At 41.3% G+C, this 17,177-nt stretch carries 11 protein-coding genes; 4 read left to right on the top strand and 7 right to left on the bottom strand.

Going from position 1 to position 17,177, the window contains the following annotated elements; all coding sequences use genetic code 11:
- Window positions 1-29 precede the first annotated feature (29 nt).
- Window positions 30-2,408: a DUF2339 domain-containing protein gene (locus U1E44_RS07860; RefSeq protein ID WP_322930516.1), complete on the top strand. Its 2,379-nt coding sequence runs from the start codon at window positions 30-32 to the stop codon at window positions 2,406-2,408.
- Between the two features lie 10 nt (window positions 2,409-2,418).
- Window positions 2,419-3,624, top strand: a complete 1,206-nt coding sequence (locus U1E44_RS07865) for a DUF3999 family protein (protein WP_322930517.1) — start codon at window positions 2,419-2,421, stop codon at window positions 3,622-3,624.
- A gap of 226 nt (window positions 3,625-3,850) precedes the next feature.
- Here U1E44_RS07865 and U1E44_RS07870 read toward each other — a convergent pair whose 3' ends face one another.
- From U1E44_RS07870 to U1E44_RS07900, 7 genes are all read right to left on the bottom strand, one after another.
- Complete coding sequence (locus tag U1E44_RS07870; RefSeq protein ID WP_322930518.1) at window positions 3,851-5,260, bottom strand: purine-cytosine permease family protein; 1,410 nt, start codon at window positions 5,258-5,260, stop codon at window positions 3,851-3,853.
- 9 nt (window positions 5,261-5,269) lie between these two features.
- Entirely contained in the window at window positions 5,270-6,421 is a 1,152-nt protein-coding gene (locus tag U1E44_RS07875; RefSeq protein WP_322930519.1) for an alpha-hydroxy acid oxidase, read from the bottom strand.
- Between the two features lie 3 nt (window positions 6,422-6,424).
- Window positions 6,425-7,798 carry an FGGY-family carbohydrate kinase gene (locus U1E44_RS07880; RefSeq protein ID WP_322930520.1) on the bottom strand — a complete coding sequence of 458 codons (1,374 nt, stop codon included), beginning with the start codon at window positions 7,796-7,798 and terminating at the stop codon, window positions 6,425-6,427.
- Between the two features lie 10 nt (window positions 7,799-7,808).
- Window positions 7,809-9,089, bottom strand: a complete 1,281-nt coding sequence (locus U1E44_RS07885; RefSeq protein ID WP_322930521.1) for a sugar isomerase — start codon at window positions 9,087-9,089, stop codon at window positions 7,809-7,811.
- A gap of 174 nt (window positions 9,090-9,263) precedes the next feature.
- On the bottom strand, window positions 9,264-11,369 hold the full coding sequence (locus tag U1E44_RS07890; protein ID WP_322930522.1) for a bifunctional aldolase/short-chain dehydrogenase: 2,106 nt from the start codon (window positions 11,367-11,369) through the stop codon (window positions 9,264-9,266).
- A gap of 382 nt (window positions 11,370-11,751) precedes the next feature.
- Complete coding sequence (locus U1E44_RS07895) at window positions 11,752-12,774, bottom strand: GntR family transcriptional regulator (RefSeq protein WP_322930523.1); 1,023 nt, start codon at window positions 12,772-12,774, stop codon at window positions 11,752-11,754.
- 571 nt (window positions 12,775-13,345) lie between these two features.
- The gene (locus tag U1E44_RS07900; RefSeq protein ID WP_322930524.1) at window positions 13,346-14,980 is read right to left on the bottom strand and encodes a carboxylesterase/lipase family protein; all 1,635 of its coding nucleotides are present in this window, start codon (window positions 14,978-14,980) and stop codon (window positions 13,346-13,348) included.
- A gap of 107 nt (window positions 14,981-15,087) precedes the next feature.
- On the opposite strand from U1E44_RS07900, the gene U1E44_RS07905 reads away from it, so the two are divergent.
- Entirely contained in the window at window positions 15,088-15,801 is a 714-nt protein-coding gene (locus tag U1E44_RS07905; protein ID WP_322930525.1) for an NUDIX hydrolase, read from the top strand.
- A 374-nt stretch (window positions 15,802-16,175) separates the two neighbouring features.
- Window positions 16,176-17,147 carry a sugar phosphate isomerase/epimerase family protein gene (locus U1E44_RS07910; protein ID WP_322930526.1) on the top strand — a complete coding sequence of 324 codons (972 nt, stop codon included), beginning with the start codon at window positions 16,176-16,178 and terminating at the stop codon, window positions 17,145-17,147.
- Window positions 17,148-17,177 lie beyond the last annotated feature (30 nt).

Here is a 17,177-nt window from a genome sequence, read left to right on the forward strand (position 1 = left end):
ACTAAGAAGGGCTTTAAGACCTTTACACTATGGCTGAACCAAACGAAAAAATAGACCAACTTCTTGAAAGGATAGCGGTACTTGTGAAAAAACAGGACGACTTTTCAAGAGAAATACACCTGCTGCGATCGGAATTGAATAGCCTCAAAAATCCAACACCAATCAGTGCTGCAGAAAAAGTAGAAATTGAAACCAATATACCAAGTAGCGAAACGTACTTCGCCACCCAAAAAGCAAGTGCAAGGGCTGAGGTCGGTTCATTGCAGCATCAAATCAAGGAAGAGCGCATGCTTCAACCCGATTCTACTTTAAATAAACCTCCTAAAGGAAAATCGAACTTAGAAAAATTTATTGGCGAAAACTTAATTAACAAAATAGGAATTGCTATTACCGTAATTGGGGTTGGCATTGGTGCTAAATATTCTATAGAAAATGATCTAATAAGTCCATTAACACGGATTATTATAGGCTATCTGTTTGGTTTAGGGTTGTTAGGTGTTGGATTAAAGCTAAAACGAGACTATGAAAATTATAGTGCCGTTTTGGTAAGTGGTGCTATGGCTATTATGTATTTTATTACGTATTTTGCCTATGGGTTATATGCGTTAATCCCCCAGATTATGGCATTCGTCCTTATGCTCGTTTTTACCATATTCACGGTAATTGCAGCTATAAGCTATAACCGGCAACTAATAGCGCATATAGGACTTGTAGGTGCTTATGCAGTTCCCTTTCTATTAAGCGAAAGCAGTGGGAACGTGGCAATTCTTTTTTCGTATATGGCCATGTTAAATATGGGCATTCTTGCCATTGCCTTTAAAAAATATTGGAAACCGCTGTACTATGTTTCCTTCGTCCTAACCTGGCTCATTTTCTTGTCCTGGTATATTTTTAAATACCAAACTTCCGAGCATTTTGTTCTTGCTTTGGTATTTATTTCTATATACTTTACCCTATTCTACCTTATTTTTCTGGCGTATAAACTACTTCAAAAGGAAAAGTTTGTGGGTAGTGATATTGCGCTGTTAGTACTTAATTCCTTTCTTTTTTATGGAATTGGATACACTATTCTCGATGGGCATCAAACGGCGGGGCAGCTATTAGGTGTATTTACGTTGTGTAATGCTATGGTCCATTTTATAGTGAGTGTGCTCATTTATCGTAAAAAACTGGCCGACAAAAATATTCATTATCTCATTGCAGGCATGGTGCTTATTTTTGTTACCATAGCGATTCCGGTTCAGTTAAACGGCAATTGGGTTACGTTGCTGTGGGCAGGTGAGGCGGCTCTTTTATTTTGGATCGGAAGAACAAAAAATGTTTCGTTCTACGAAAAGCTTTCGTATCCCTTACTGTTTTTGGCTTTTTTTAGCATTCTGCAAGACTGGGATTCTGCGTATAATGCCTATTATACCCAAGGTTCGGAAGCAAGAATTACGCCCTTACTCAATGTACATTTCTTGAGCTCCTTACTATTCATTGCCGCATTTGTGTTTATCAATCTACTGCATCAAAATAAGAACTATGTCCCCGCGTATGCACCGCAAAGGACAATTTCAAAATTGATATCTTTTAGTATTCCGGCTATTCTCATTGTTACCATCTACTATGCCTTTCGGTTGGAAATAGCATCGTACTGGAATCAACTCTTTAGCGATTCGATCCTTAAAATTAATGAGGAAAATCAGGAATTTGCAACGACCTATTGGAATGACGACCTACACCGATTAAAGACCATTTGGATCCTCAATTATTCCCTGCTTTTTGTGTCGATACTTTCTTTTGCCAATCTAATAAAATTTAAAAGTAGGACGTTTGGCGTGATAAATCTTGGTTTAATCCTGTTGGTACTCTGTACTTTTTTAGTACAAGGCCTATATCAACTAAGTGAGCTTCGTGAAAGCTATCTAGCACAAACCTTAGCGCACTATTACCAAAGAGGAATTAGTAACCTATGGATGCGCTATATTTCATTTTCATTTGTGGCATTAGCGCTCTATGCATGCTATAAACACATCACACAAGATTTTCAAAAGAATACCTTTAAAATTGGTTTTGAACTCCTGTTGCATAGCACGATTTTGTGGATTGCGAGTAGTGAACTCATACATTGGATGGATATTTTTAATTCGGAACAATCGTATAAACTGGGATTAAGCATTTTATGGGGTCTATATTCCCTTTTCCTAATTGCTTTTGGAATATGGAAGAATAACAAGCCTGTGCGCATAGGAGCAATCGTTTTGTTTGGTATTACCTTGGTAAAATTGTTTTTCTATGACATATCGCACCTAAACACCATTGCGAAAACCATCGTTTTTGTGTCTTTAGGGCTATTGCTTTTGGTCATCTCATTTTTATATACAAAGTACAAGCACGTAATATCGGATCATGAAGGCGATACCTAAACACATCAGCATGCTGCTACTTTTTATGAGCGCTTTTGCTTACGGACAAATAGGGCAGTACAACTTTAAACGCGAACTTAAAGGGGTCTCAGAACAATGGCATACATTGATTCTGCCCGATGAGGTTTTCGGAAAAATTACCGATGCTGGAACAGACCTCAGAATCTTCGGTATTACAACAGATAAAGACACCATTGAAACCCCTTATTTTCTTCGAGTTGCATCGGAAAATGTAGTGCAGAAGGAAGTTGCCTTTAGCACCCTGAACACCTCGCATAATACGCAAGGTTATTATGTCACTTTTGAAATTCCGACTTCAGAAGCCATCAACCAAATTGCGCTCGATTTTAACCAACCTAATTTTGATTGGCAAATTAAATTAGAAGGAAGTCAGAACCAAAAAGACTGGTTTACCGTTTTGGAAAACTACCGAATCTTATCCATAAAAAACGAAATCACGGACTTTCAGTTCACTACCTTGGCATTTCAAAACTCAAAATACCGTTTTTTTAGACTACGTATTGAAAGCAACCAAAAACCGGTGCTGACCGCTGCCCGTATTGCCCGGCATGATGTTACAGACGGCACATTTAGAACGTTTGCCCATCGAAAATTGAAAGTAACCAACAATAGAGAAACCAAACAAACTGAAATTGATGTGGAATTACAAATACCTGTTCCGCTGAGCCGTATAAAAATTAATGTGAAAGATTCGTTCGACTATTATCGGTCAACAACCCTAAAGTATCTTACCGACAGCATCAAGACAGAGCAAGGCTGGAGGTACAATTACAAAACGTTAGCCTCCGGAACTCTAAATTCGCTTGATGAAAATGAGTTTAAATGTAATAGCACCACCCTGCAAAGACTTAAAATAGTCATTCAAAATCAAGACAATCAGCCCTTAACGATAGACGATGTAGTACTTAAAGGCTATGTACATGAGGTGGTTGCGCGTTTTACAGAACAGGGCACCTATTTTTTAACCTACGGGAATAAAAATGCGGCAAAACCCCAATATGACATTGCACGATTTAGGGACAATGTACCGGACAGTGTAAAGGTTTTAACGCTAGGTAGCGAATTGAAAATTGAGAAAGGAAACGGGCAAAAGACGGCACCCCTTTTTGAAAATAAGCTATGGTTGTGGGCTATAATGGGAATCCTCATCATAGTGCTCGGAGGATTTTCCATAAAAATGATGCGAAAAGAATAGCAAACGGCATACACGTTATCGAGTATCTTGCTTCGTCCTCAGGCAAGAGATGCGTTATAGATATATCTTAACCCTTGGTGTAAACTTAGGCTTCTTTGGATGATTTGCCAATTTTTTTTCAATTGTAAAATTTAAGGATCATAGAGGTACACTTTTGATTCCTACAAAAAAGGAAAATCTGTTATTGCTTTGTATGGTAGATTTTAGTAATGGAGGGTAACAAGTTTTAGGGTTTTCCTTGATTTTTCCGACTAAAAATCAAAAACAATATCCCACATAAGAGCCATGCCGGTAGTGTTACAAACGAAAGAAAAACGTTAAATTGGATCGATATAAAATAGAATAATCCAAAGCTTATCGCCCAAGCATAAAGCACGGCTTTATTATAGTTTAGGTTTGCTTTTTCAGCATAGTTTGGTAGTATTCCTACTTTTTCCGCAAAGAAATGTTCAAAGACAATGATAGCGCCAAATGGAGCCAAAATAAAGCCATATAGGGCTACAAAATCTAATAGTTTCATGGCAAAGGCCGGGAATAATCCGGCTATAGTAGCTATGCCACCGGCGATTAAAGTAACCCAAAAGGTGGATACTTTCGGAATCACTGCCTGAAACGCCAATCCTGCCCGGTATATGGTGGGGTTCGCTGTAGTCCATCCGGCTAAGACGACAGCGATAATTCCAAAAATACCAATAGCATTATGCGCCAAAGGCCCGGGTGCTACCGACGGAGCTTCGCCATTGGCTAAAAATGCCTGAGCTTCCGGCGATTTCAAATATACCGCATAGAGCAAGGCCGCCGCAATCCAAGCCATATAATGTCCTACATACATTCCGGCGGCGGTGGTCCAACCGGAACTTGCTTTTTTGGCAAAACGGAATACTGAAAGATCAGACATGCCGATGTGCATCGCTGCATTGGCAAACCAGGACCAAATGACCACATGCCAAAACGTATATTTTAACTGTCCGGGAAAAGGTTCCGAACCTTCGCCCCAAATAGCCCAAAAATCAGCAAAACTATGGACGCCGAGTTGTTGCAAGGCAACGATGCCACAGGCTAGAAACGCCAATACGATTACGGGCGACATCCAGTTCGCCGCTTTAGAGACGGTGTCGTAGCCCTTAGAGGCAACCAGAGAAATGACCGCCCCAACGGCGATTACGATCAAAACCCAAACCATACCATTGGGCATGGTATCTGTAAGTTTAGGCATTTCCATATTAAAAGGGATACCCACAGCCGTAGCCGATACCGTAATCATGGCACCTGCCAAAAAACAAAACAAAATACCATTGGCCAAGTTATATCCAATGACCAATTTTTTACCGCAGATTTTCTCTAATTGGTAGTAGAGTGTCAACCTGTGTTTCACAGCAATTTCTGCGGTAAGAAAGCGCCAGGTTAACACCGCAAGAAGGTTCCCTAAAAGTAGTCCAATAATTAAATCAAAAGCACTTACTCCTGCCGTTAAAAATAGCGGGCCAATCACGAATTCCGTACCGGCCGCATGTTCTCCGGCATACATTCCCAGAAAACTTTGCCATCCTTTTAATTTGGAGGTAGGTACCGGCGTTCTTTCAAATTCCCCGCCTGCAAGTTCTGTTACTTCTTCGTCTATATTATATTGGCTCATGTATAGGGTTTATTTGGATAGTAAATGATTTGGAAGGTCTTCTACACGCATACAGCACAGTTGATCCATGACTTGTTTAAACTGTCGTTTTAAAATTGCAATGGTATGGTCGCCGCCTTTGGCACCTAAAGCGGCAGTACCGTATAAGAAGGAACGGCCCATAAAGGTAAACTTGGCACCACTAGCCATACAGCGGGCAATGTCCGGTCCGGATCGGAGACCACTGTCTATCATTATTTCTATCTGATCTCCATATTTTTTGGCGATGTCTTGCAGGGAGTTTATAGTAGATTCGGCGGCATCCAATTGCCGTCCTCCATGGTTAGATACAATAATACCGTCGAATCCCATTTTAATAGCATCTTGAGTGTCCTGTTCCGATGCCACGCCCTTCAAGACCAGTTTTCCTTTCCATTGATCTCGAATGGGCTTTATCAGTTCCTCATTTAAGCGTCCTGAAAAAGTAGTGTCCATAAACTGCCCTAATTGTTTTAAATTGAGTCCTTTAGGGGTATAAGGTTTTAGCGTTTCAAAGGTGGGTTGGCCGTGCTTTAGGGTTTGGTAGGCCCATACCGGTTTTCCAAGTATTTGTAGGATGTTTGTGAGCGACATTTTTGGAGGTAGTGCAAGGCCGTTACGAATGTCTCTTGGGCGATACCCAAAAGTGGGTACATCGCACAATAACACCAAAACGGGACATTGCGCTGCCGCGGCTCGTTTTATGATATCTGTACGGATGGCGTCATCCACCGGATTGTACAACTGAAACCAAGCGTTGCCTTCGGTAAGTTCACTGGCCCGTTCTATGTTCATGGTGGTCACTGTACTCAAAATAAAAGGGATATTGTGCCGATGGGCTGCCTTTGCCAAAATTTCCGGCGAATTGGGCCACATGAGACCCTGAAGTCCAACAGGAGCAATACCAAAGGGAGCGTCGAATTCCATCCCTAAAACCGAAGTTTTGGTGGTGCTGTTGCCATAATTTTGAAGATACCGAGGCTGTAGCTGTATTTCTCGAATATCGGCCGTATTTCGCATCAAATTCACATCTTCATTGCAACCTCCATCTAAATATTCAAAGGCAAAGCGAGGCACCCGCTTTCGTGCCTTTTTACGTAAATCGTCAACAGAGGGGTACTTCGAATTAATTTGAGAGGACATAATTTAGTTGGTTTTAAGGACGGACAATTCTTTTAAAGCATAATTTTTTTCCAGAAAATCGGGATTCAGTTTCGATGGCGAAATAACAATGGCGGCTCCTAAGGCTGAACCGATGGCTGCATTCGTGGTCTGTATTTTTAGGGGATCAAAAAAATGCGCCAGCAGTTGCATGTATAATTCATTATCACTAAAACCACCATCCACAAAAAGTCGATCTATGGGTTCATCGCCTATAACGGCTTCAATACTTTTTAGTTGCAACAGCACCAGCTCGTAGACCAATTGATGGTAGGCATGTTCAAATGTGTCAAAAGGGATGCGGGTTTTCGGAATAGGATACGCATTGGCAATGCTTTTCCATTTAAACATTGGCTGAAAGTCCTTTTGAAGTTCAAAAAAAACGGTTGGATCGAATTTTACACTGCGATGGTATGTTTCGGGTACATTGAAATGGGCGGACAATACTTTTACCTGAAGTTGGTGCTCATTGCCAAGGAATAAGCGGGATGCTTTTGCGGGACTACCGTTAACCTGCATATTGTAAAGGCTTCCGCGCCCTATGTCTTCCTTGGACAAAGGTTCTTGGGTAAACGGATTGATGGAAATGCTCCAAGTGCCGGTGGATACCAACACAAACGGCTTGGACTGGCTTCGTACGTAAGGCACAAGAGCCGACGAGCTATCGTGTATGCCGATCCCTATTTTGATGCTTTTTCCGTTTATTACGATGTCAAACGTAGTGTTGGTGGGAACAACAGGAGGCAATACGCGATCTATTTTTTCCTGCTGCACCCAATCATGGTAGGCTTTTTTTTCGTAATCCCATAATAGCGTATGGCACCCGATACTGGTATATTCGCTTACCGGAAAGCCTGTGAACAGATAGCTGAGGTATTGGGGCAGGTGTAAAGCGTATGTTATCTTTTTAAAGGTTTCGGGCTTTGTTTTCTTTAGCCAATACAATTGCATTCCCGTATTGAGCATCCCTAATTTTGGCGACCCTGTAATCCTCGATATCTCCGATTCCGGGCCATATTCGGCATAAAAGGAATCGGATACCTTTGCTGCCAATGGCTTCATATAATTGTACAGCGGAGTCAGTACTTGTCCGCTTCCATCAATATGCACCATACTGGCACCGTAGCAAGAAAAATTAAGGGATACTATATCATAATCCGGTAGCGCCAACATACGGTAAAATACTTCTTTGGTCCACTCCTCTAACGCTCTTATATTTTCGGTGGGATAACCATCCTCATCGGCAATCTCATCAAAATGAGCATACTCCCGATATACTTCTTGGAAAGCAGCATCAAAAAGAAAAAACTTCTTATTGGTGCGCCCAATATCAAAAATTGCGGTTACTTTTTTCTTCATCCCAAATAGATTACAAGCCAGTGGCCACTGTATCTTTTCCCCGTTCTTTGATCAATTGTTCCCGCACCTTTAAGAAACGATAAGCTTTTAAGGGTTGTAACGCAGCCCCCCTTTCCAATCGGGCTCGTTCTAATAAGGGGCGCACATCGGTTCTATAGGCGTTTTGCAGGATTTCCTGACATTGAACCACATCGTTTTCCTGTTGCGCCGTTTTCAATTGCAGTTGATCTACTAATAATGCTTTGGCGTATGCTTCTTGGATGGCCTCCAAAGATTGCATCAAATCCTCTAAGGGATCCTTGCTATTATGACTGGCGTCGATCATCCACGCCGGATAGGGATTTTGTGGATTGTTTTCCATGCCATACACCAATTCATTAAAAATAAGAAAAAGGGCATAGGGTTTTATACTGCCTGTAGTAACATCGTCATCCCCATATTTGCTATCATTAAAGTGGAATCCCCCCAGTTTGCCTTTTAACATTAAGGTAGCCACAATCTGCTCTATATTGGTATTGGGTAAATGATGACCTAAATCTACCAAAGTGTATGCCTTTTCGCCACAGGCATTGGCCAACATAAAAGAAGTGCCCCAGTCTTGTATTACCGTGCTGTAAAAATGGGGCTCGTACGGTTTATATTCTATAAAGAGTTTCCAATCGGTAGGCAGCGCACCGTAAATTTTTTTCAAACTATCCTGAGTATGTTGTAAGGCTACCTGAAAATTGTGCTGACCGGGAAAATTGGAGCCATCGGCCAACCAAACGGTTACACTTTTAGAGCCCAACTGTTCGCCAATACGGATTACATCTATATTATGCTGAATAGCCTGTGCTCTAACAGCGGCATCCCCATGGCTCAAGGAACCGTATTTATAACTTTCTTTTTGGTTTTTCTGATCCTGAAAGGTATTGGAGTTTACCGCATCAAACAACAGATGATGCGATGCAGCTCGTTCTTTTATGGCGGAAAAATCTTGAGGTATGTCCCATGGAATGTGCAGCGAAATAGCACCCGCCGTTTGCGTTAGCGCATGCAATAGACCCACATCGTCTATTTTTTGTTCTAAACTAGCCGGTTCTCCGTGAAAGGAAAATCGGCCAAATCGGGTGCCGCCGGCACCTAAAGCCCAACTGGGAATGGCGACTTGAAAATGAGCCAGCTTGCCAATGATATCGGCTACGTGAAATCCCTGCTTGTGCAAGGTATCGGCCAAAAAGCCAAACCTTCTATTGTGATCCTCTAGATCCTCACGGTTGATTTTTTGGATGTGGTCTATATGTAACTTCATAGTGGTAATTTAATCTAAATAATTCATGGATGCGCCTTACAACCTCCATTTTATACCTTCTTTTTTTCAGTTGGGTGCGATAAAATAAAAAAAATCCCAAGAAATTTTTATTAAAAAACCCCCATGAACCAAGCTTGATTCATGGAAGGTTTCCTTGAAAAAAAACGAAACAACTTATCGTACAAAGGCGTTAGCCATGCCCCCATCTACATTAATAATGTTTCCGGTAGTTTTGTCTAAAATGCCTACTAATGCAAAAACGCCGTTGGCAATATCTTCGGGGTAAATAATCTCATTCAGAAGGTTTCTTTTAGCGTAATAGGCCGGCAAATCGTCTACGTTAATTCCGTAGGCCTTAGCACGACCTTCGGCCCAGCTTCCTTCCCAAATTTTGCTACCAACGATGACCCCGTCCGGATTCACGGTATTCACTCTAATTTTATCAACGCCTAATTCTGCCGCCAACAAGCGCGCCATGTGTTGTTGCGCCGCCTTTGCCGTACCGTAAGCCACGTTATTAGGGCCGGACACCAAGCCGTTCTTGCTGGCAATACTTATGAAATCGCCTCCCAAATCTTGTTTTTTTAAAATAGCAACACCTTGCTTTGCAAGTTCAAACTGCCCTTTAACGAGTACGTTTTGTAGCAAATCCCAATCTTTTTCGGTGGTTTCTTCCAAGGGTTTAGATATGGCTAAACCGGCACTATGCACTATAATATCAACACCACCGAATTCTAAGCAAGCTATTTCATAAGCTGCTTGGACTGAGTTGGTCTGCGTTACATCGCAAACGGCATACGTAGCAACATCGCGCTTATAGGTATTTACGGCTTCCTTTAGTCGATCTTCAGCAATATCCGTAAGCACCACATTGGCACCTTCTTCGGCGAGCTTATCGGCTATCGCCTTTCCTATACCGCCGCCGGCACCTGTGATCAGTGCTACTTTTCTGGAAAGGGCCTTCTCTTTGGGCATGCGTTGCAATTTGGCCTCTTCTAAGAGCCAATATTCAATATCAAAGGCTTCTTGTCTGGGGAGGGACGTATAGGCAGAAATAGCCTCTGCGCCGCGCATAACGTTGATGGCATTTATATAAAACTCACTGGTTACGCGGGTCGTTTGTTTGTCCTTAGAAAAGCTGAACATTCCTACGCCGGGATAGATGATAATCACCGGATTAGGGTCTCGCATGGCGGGACTGTCGGCGTGTTTGCAATTTTCGTAATAAGCTTTGTATTCATTCCGATAGGTCTCGAATGCCGGGCGCAAGACGTTTAGTATGGCATCCGAATCCGAAACGTCAGTCGTAGCATCTAACTGCAGTACCAGCGGTTGTATCTTGGTGCGCAAAAAGTGATCCGGGCAGGAAGTTCCCATAGGGGCTAACCGAGCCAAGTCTTGACTATTGATAAACTCAAGTACCACATCGGTATCGGTAAAATGACCGATCATTCGTTTTTCGGAAGAGCATAGCCCTCTAAGCAAAGGCATTAATTGCGCCGCTTTTTTCAAACGTTCTTTTTTAGGAAGACTCTCAACTTTTTGTCCGCCAAAAACACTTCCCTTTTCCTTGATTTTTTTCGCAATGTATTCCGAAGCCATTTCAATAACCTCTAAGCTATTCATATAACATTCGTAGGAGGTGTCTCCCCAGGTAAAAAGGCCATGGCTGCCAAGCACAATACCTCGTATTCCGGGATTGTCGTTCAGGCATTTTTCCAGTTGTAGTCCCAAATCAAAACCGGGCCGTTGCCAGGGAACCCAGCCCATGGTGTTGCCCCAAATTTCTTTGGTTACTTTTTCGCTGTCTTTGGCGGCCGCCACGGCAATAAGCGCATCGGGGTGCAGGTGATCTATATGCTTAAAAGGCAGTAACCCGTGCAAGGGGGTGTCTATGGAAGGCGCTTTACTGTCCAAATCATAAATACAATGATTAAAAAGTCCCACCATTCGGTCTTCATCATGCAAGCCCTGGTACACTTTTTTTAAATTCCGAAGTCGCGCTGTATAAAGTCCGGCAATCCCCGCACGGGTAAGCGTTCCAATGTCGCCGCCCGAACCTTTTACCCACATGACCTCTACCGCTGCGTTGGTGAGGGGATCTTTTTCAATGGTTTTACAACTGGTATTACCACCTCCATAGTTGGTGATGCGTAAATCCTGCCCCAGAATATTTGATCGGTATAGAAAAAGAGCCACTTCATCGTCGCCCAAACGGGCCGCATGGTCGTCGTCCCATAGATAACTCACGTTTTTGAAAGTTTTTGTACTACTATTCATAGATAAAAATATTTAAGTTCAAAAATAGCACTTTGCTATAAAGGTACTGTGCCGTACTGTTCTGTTTGAGTAAAATAAATTCCATTTTAAGTGAATTGAATTAGTTTTGGGATTGGGCAAAAAGATGTACAGGTCCCAATAGCCCGGATGGCAAAAGCGCTGATTCTTGGGTATAAAAAGGCATTGTTGTAAATGTTATTTTTTCTTTTACATCGGGTTGGGTATCGCCGATCAATCGATTGACCCAGGTGTTGGTTACCTTTATAGCGATACTTGGTAACAGGCGTTAAAATAATCAAGGGAAATCTATGTTGATTTACGGAATTAGTTGGTTGTTCTAGTGTTCACAGGATCAGTAGAAATACAAAAATTTTGTTGGGTTTTAAAGCGAATTTCTGGGAATAACGTAGAAAGGATTATTGAACTGTAGGTGCTCTTTTTTTTGGATAATATGGGCGGTTTGGACTCCCAGTTTTTCAAAATCGGTAGAAATTACGGTAATTCCGTTGAGCAAAATTTCTTTTAAAGGCGTGTCATTATAGGAGATAATACCCACATCTTTACCCAAAACGAACGAAGTGTTTTTTATTTTTTTTATGAGTACTACAAGATCATCTTCCTTCAAGTTAATGTAGGCGGTGTTTGGTTCAATTTCCCTGTGTTCAATATCTTCTATTATTTCAGAATCGTAGGCAAATTCTCCGCAGAAGCGCACAAACCCTTTTTTTATTTCTAGAGGGTGATAGGTTTTTCTTTTGAAAAGCAGCTTTATTTTTTGATACTTTTTTAAGAGCGGATTTAACTCGGTTAGCGCATCATAAATATTAGTATCAAAATCTTGATACACACATGCGATGTTATTATCGATACCCTCAATTTTCTTATCGAGTACAATGAGCTTCTCGGACGGAATATGCTTTTTAATGAAACCGATAAGATCCTCGCCGCCCTCTTCAAAATGAGCAATAATGACATAATGCGTATAATCGCGTTCCTTGCTTTTAAGGATTAAGTCTTTAAAATGGCGATAGTCGTTTTCGTAAATAAAAAAGTCGATGGTTGCGTTCTCGCCCAAGGCTTTGTAAAAAGCATCGTAGATAATTTTCTTGTGGGTACTTAATTTGTTGAATAACAAAAAGACTTTCGCTTTTAAGACCAGTCCCGTTTTTTTTATGTAAAATCCTTTACCCGGAACGGAAACGATAAGCCCCTTTTCTTTTAAATAATCGTAAGCCCGTACCACTGTATCCCGCGAAATATCGAACTCAATTAAAAGTTCGTTTACCGAAGGCAATTTGGTGTCTACCTTTAGGTTTCCATTTTCAATAGCGTTGAGAATGGCATTGATGATCTGTTTGTATTTCGGAACTTTAGAATGTTCGTTTATTTTTATATACTGCAGCATCGCTAGACTTCATTTTTTTGTCAGACCATAGCGCCAAGAACTACAATTGTGCGTAACTATAATTATGAAACTAAATTACCATAATTTATTGATATTAGTTTCTAAACACAAACAAATAGCATTAGCATGTTATTGAAAGGTATTTTTTAAAAATAACGTCAAGTTTCAAACCGTCTAAGTATGTTTAATGAATCGATTTTGAATCTAAAGATTCCCCGACCCTTGGGTCGGGGTTTCCTATTTATCGCTCCTTTGTAGAGGTCGGAACTGTCTTTTTGCAGTTCCGGGTGAGGTAAAATACAAAATTTCGGTTTTTGGTCCAAAGGCCAAAATGAAACGGGCGAAACCCGTACTGAGCGCAGTAGAAGTATACCCCTATCGCTTGCCTCGGGGATAGTCAGTTTCAAGAATTTTTTTATTCCAATACCTCCTAGTAACCTACGCTATGATGCAGGCAAACAATACCGCGGTACAGGATTATAAACAGACAGCAGAAAAAATCACGGTATCCCTTAGGACACGTAAATGAGTGCCGTGAAATTTTATGAAATACCGTGGGTGCGCTGTATTCTTAGTGCAATCTGTAGGTTTTATCTAAGAATAAATATCGGTCATCATGGATTGCCTTAAACCCTTTGCTTTCTACATTAATATCCATTACGGCCGGTTTGGTATCATTAGGTAGGGCCGCCTGCCACTCCGGGACGGTTGTTCCATTGGGATTTCCGGTCTTAACGAAATTGGCAAAAAAAGTGAGCATGGTTTTAGAAACGGAAAAATCGTCTTTGCTCCAAGCATAGTCATCGACCAAATATAAATTACCCATACAGTATTCAATTTCTGAGGCATGTGGTGCGCCAACAGGTATTGGAACGGGTGGGGCATCGGTGTCTCGTGCTACCGTACCACCGGCAAGACCGGAAGCGAGGTTATCATTGACCAAATTGGGACGAATTCTACTGAATAAGTAGCGATAAACAGGCTTATTGCTGTTTTTTCGATGCAAATCGAACCATTTCCAGGTGCTGTAGGAAATGAACTGATCCGAAGCCAGATCCGTTGCCGATTGCTCAATTTCTTTTTCAGAACTGTGTGGATACAATTTAAGCACCTCGTTAAAGTCATTAGGATACACCTCTTTAACTTTAGTTATATAATTTTCCTGCTTGTAGGGTTGTCCCTGCATAAAAGCCATACCGGGTATTTCGGCAGAATTCCAACCCACTAATAAAGGGACTTGCGCCTGATTTTTTGCAGAAAATATTTCGGGTAACGAACTTGGAAGAAAATAACCATCAATTACGGTAGGGAATCCAAATCGTTGCGATTCGTTATAAATTTCATAAATTTCTCGGGTGCTTAGTTTGCGCAATTCGGCAATACTTTTATAACCGGCCTTGTCCAAAAATTCAGCCCCTTGCTTTTCGGCTTCTTTTAAAGGAACAGGTGCCATGGTAGGGTGTATAGCCGCACCACTTTCTCCAATGGCACCGGCAATGAGGTTCTTAGAAAGCGGCGAAGCCATTTGAAGGCTTACGCCAATAGAACCGGCAGATTCACCGGCAATGGTTACTTTAGTCGGATCTCCCCCAAAAGCAGCAATATTATTTTGTACCCATTGCAAGGCTGCATTTTGATCTAAATACCCATAATTTCCTGAGGCCTTATAGGGCGCCTCGGCGCTCAGCTCCGGATGTGCCAAAAATCCAAACACATTCAAGCGATAATTAATGGTCACCACTACAATCCCTTCTTTAGCCATACTTCTACCGTCATACCGAGGTTCAGAGCCATCACCCGCTACATTACCGCCACCGTAGAAGTATACTAAAACGGGCAAATCTTTGGAGTTTCTTGTGGCCGGAGTCCAGATGTTAAGGTATAAACAATCTTCGCTTACGCCTGCGGAGCGCGACTTCATATCTCCAAAAACCTGTGTTTGCATGGGCCTTGGGCCAAAACTTTTGGTGTGTTTTACACCATTCCAAGGTGCTAGGGGTTGCGGAGCTTTCCAACGTAGTGCTCCTATGGGAGGTTGGGCAAAAGGAACACCAAAATAGGTTTGTATGCCATCTTGTGTATTGTAATTACCTTCAATAATACCGTGTTCTACCTTTACTTGTACCGCAAAAGCATTGGTGTCTTGACTGTAAATGTGCGTTTTCAGCATAAGGATCAAAAATAAAGGAATTGCTATTTTTTTCATATCTTACATTTAGATTTTTTTATTGTCTCAATTTGTTACAATAATACTTTGTTTTTTTGAAATTTTAGCATTTCTTTGGAAAAAATGTAATTTTTAAGGATCGTATTTTGAAAGAACTTCCTGAAATAACCGGTTTTATCCCCAATGTAGCTTACGATTCGGTTATTTTTGGTTTTAATGGGAAACAACTTAAAATTCTAATTTTAGAATACCACAACACCCATCTTTTTGCACTTCCGGGCGGATTTATTAGAAAGAACGAAAATTTAAACGAAGCCGTACAAAGAGGCGTAAAAGAAAGAACCGGTTTGGATAATATCTTTTTAGAACAGTTTTATACGTTTGGTGATGCCTCTCGTTCAAAACCAGGTATTATGCGCCGTATTTTGGAAGCCAACTACGGCGTAGTTGCAGAAGACCACTGGTTGTTAGGACGTTTTATATCCGTGGCCTTTTATGCGTTGATCAATTATGACAACGTGAAGCTAATGCCCGATGCGCTGTCGGACTCCATTAATTGGTACGCGGTTGATTCATTGCCTCCATTAATGATGGATCATGAGATTATTGTGGAAAAGGCAATACAAACACTTCGAGAAAACCTGGAACGAAAATTAGTAGGGATGAACCTATTACCGCCTAAATTTACCATGAAAGAATTGCAACAGGTGTATGAAGCCGTACTAGGAGAAAAGTTGCGTCGTACTGCCTTTCAACGAAAAATGTTAGGGATGGATATTTTAGAACGGCACGAGAAATTATTTATGGGAACCGCCCATAAGGCACCCTATTTATACAGTTTTAAACCCAAAAGGGAATGAGAACCATATAAAAAGGATAGGTCATTATGAGGATCGATGCTACGAGGCGAATACCTGGCCAACATTATTTGTAAACAGGAAACGCTTAGGGTGGATTTATGGTAAATAGGGTTTATGGAGTGTAAATCGTACCAAATTACAAGGATAGTAAGGATGTTTTTTTAATAATCAACCCGTTATTTATTTTGACATAATGTCTTCCATTTTTACCCTGCCCTAAAGGATATAGCGAAGAAATCTTTATTATTTCCAAACGGATCCGGGCAAATGATAACGATTTTAGGATCAAATTAGTACAAAAGACTAAAAATGTACAACAGATTTCATCCTATGCAGACTATGAAACATAAGAATTTAACAAAAACTACATGATAATGAAAAGAAATGATTTTTTAAAACAACTCGGAATGCTCACCGGTGGTAGCCTTTTACTTGCGGAAAGTGCCCTAGCTTCACCAGGCTTGTGGAAACTGCCAAAATTGGTGAAACAGTTGGGCATACAACTTTTTTCCTTACCCAAAATGTTAGAAGCCGATTTTGAAGCTACCATAGCCATGCTGTCCAAAATGGGATATTCGGAAATAGAATTGTTTGGCCCCTATACGTTTAGTGCACCCAGCGCACAAGAGCGTTGGAAAGCGGTTACGCCCATGTTGGGTTTTAATGGCAGTGGTTATTTTGGCCTTAGGGAGCAAGAAGTAAAAGCGATTTTTAAAGCGCACCAAATTACAATCCCATCCATGCATACCGATTTGGACACCTTAGAAAACCACATGGAAAGTTTGGGTAACGCAGGGCAAGCCCTCGGGGCAACCTATGTGGTGTTGCCGGCCATACCCGACGAAAGAAGGCAAACTCTAGACGACTATAAGGCGATGGCAGATACCTTTAACAAAATTGGAAAAAGCGCAAAAGAGGTTGGGTTAAAATTTGCCTATCATAATCACGGCTATGGCCTAAGTCCGGTAGACGGACAAATTCCATTGCATCTTATTTTAGATCATACAGACCCCGAACTTGTTTTTCTAGAAATGGATATCTTTTGGACTATAGCCGGAAAGGCAGACCCTATTGCTTATTTAAAAAAGTATAAAAACCGGTATCATTTAATGCATGTAAAGGACATGAAAGAACATCAAACCTTTTCCGGAGACGGCGGTGATGCGGCGCAATGGATTGCCTTGTTTCCGAATATGGCCTCTTGTGGCGAAGGGGTTTTAGACCTAGAGGCTATTATTCCTGCGGCATTGGACAACGGCGTAAAGCATTTCTTTGTAGAACAGGATATGGTAGCAGATCCTGAAGTAGCATTGAAAAAAAGTAGTACATACCTATCCAAACTTTAGGGATTTTGGGAACAAAATAGGATAACCGGC

Source organism: Aurantibrevibacter litoralis (genome assembly GCF_034651555.1).
Taxonomy (GTDB): Bacteria; Bacteroidota; Bacteroidia; order Flavobacteriales; family Flavobacteriaceae; genus Aurantibrevibacter; species Aurantibrevibacter litoralis.

What these genes read in the sequence shown, in the direction of transcription:
- U1E44_RS07900 (WP_322930524.1), bottom strand. Translation starts at nt 14,980, where the DNA reads ATGAAAAAAATAGCAATTCCTTTATTTTTGATCCTTATGCTGAAAACG.
- U1E44_RS07895 (WP_322930523.1), bottom strand. Translation starts at nt 12,774, where the DNA reads ATGCTGCAGTATATAAAAATAAACGAACATTCTAAAGTTCCGAAATAC.
- U1E44_RS07870 (WP_322930518.1), bottom strand. Translation starts at nt 5,260, where the DNA reads ATGAGCCAATATAATATAGACGAAGAAGTAACAGAACTTGCAGGCGGG.
- U1E44_RS07885 (WP_322930521.1), bottom strand. Translation starts at nt 9,089, where the DNA reads ATGAAGTTACATATAGACCACATCCAAAAAATCAACCGTGAGGATCTA.
- U1E44_RS07875 (WP_322930519.1), bottom strand. Translation starts at nt 6,421, where the DNA reads ATGTCCTCTCAAATTAATTCGAAGTACCCCTCTGTTGACGATTTACGT.
- U1E44_RS07890 (WP_322930522.1), bottom strand. Translation starts at nt 11,369, where the DNA reads ATGAATAGTAGTACAAAAACTTTCAAAAACGTGAGTTATCTATGGGAC.
- U1E44_RS07860 (WP_322930516.1), top strand. Translation starts at nt 30, where the DNA reads ATGGCTGAACCAAACGAAAAAATAGACCAACTTCTTGAAAGGATAGCG.
- U1E44_RS07910 (WP_322930526.1), top strand. Translation starts at nt 16,176, where the DNA reads ATGAAAAGAAATGATTTTTTAAAACAACTCGGAATGCTCACCGGTGGT.
- U1E44_RS07865 (WP_322930517.1), top strand. Translation starts at nt 2,419, where the DNA reads ATGCTGCTACTTTTTATGAGCGCTTTTGCTTACGGACAAATAGGGCAG.
- U1E44_RS07880 (WP_322930520.1), bottom strand. Translation starts at nt 7,798, where the DNA reads ATGAAGAAAAAAGTAACCGCAATTTTTGATATTGGGCGCACCAATAAG.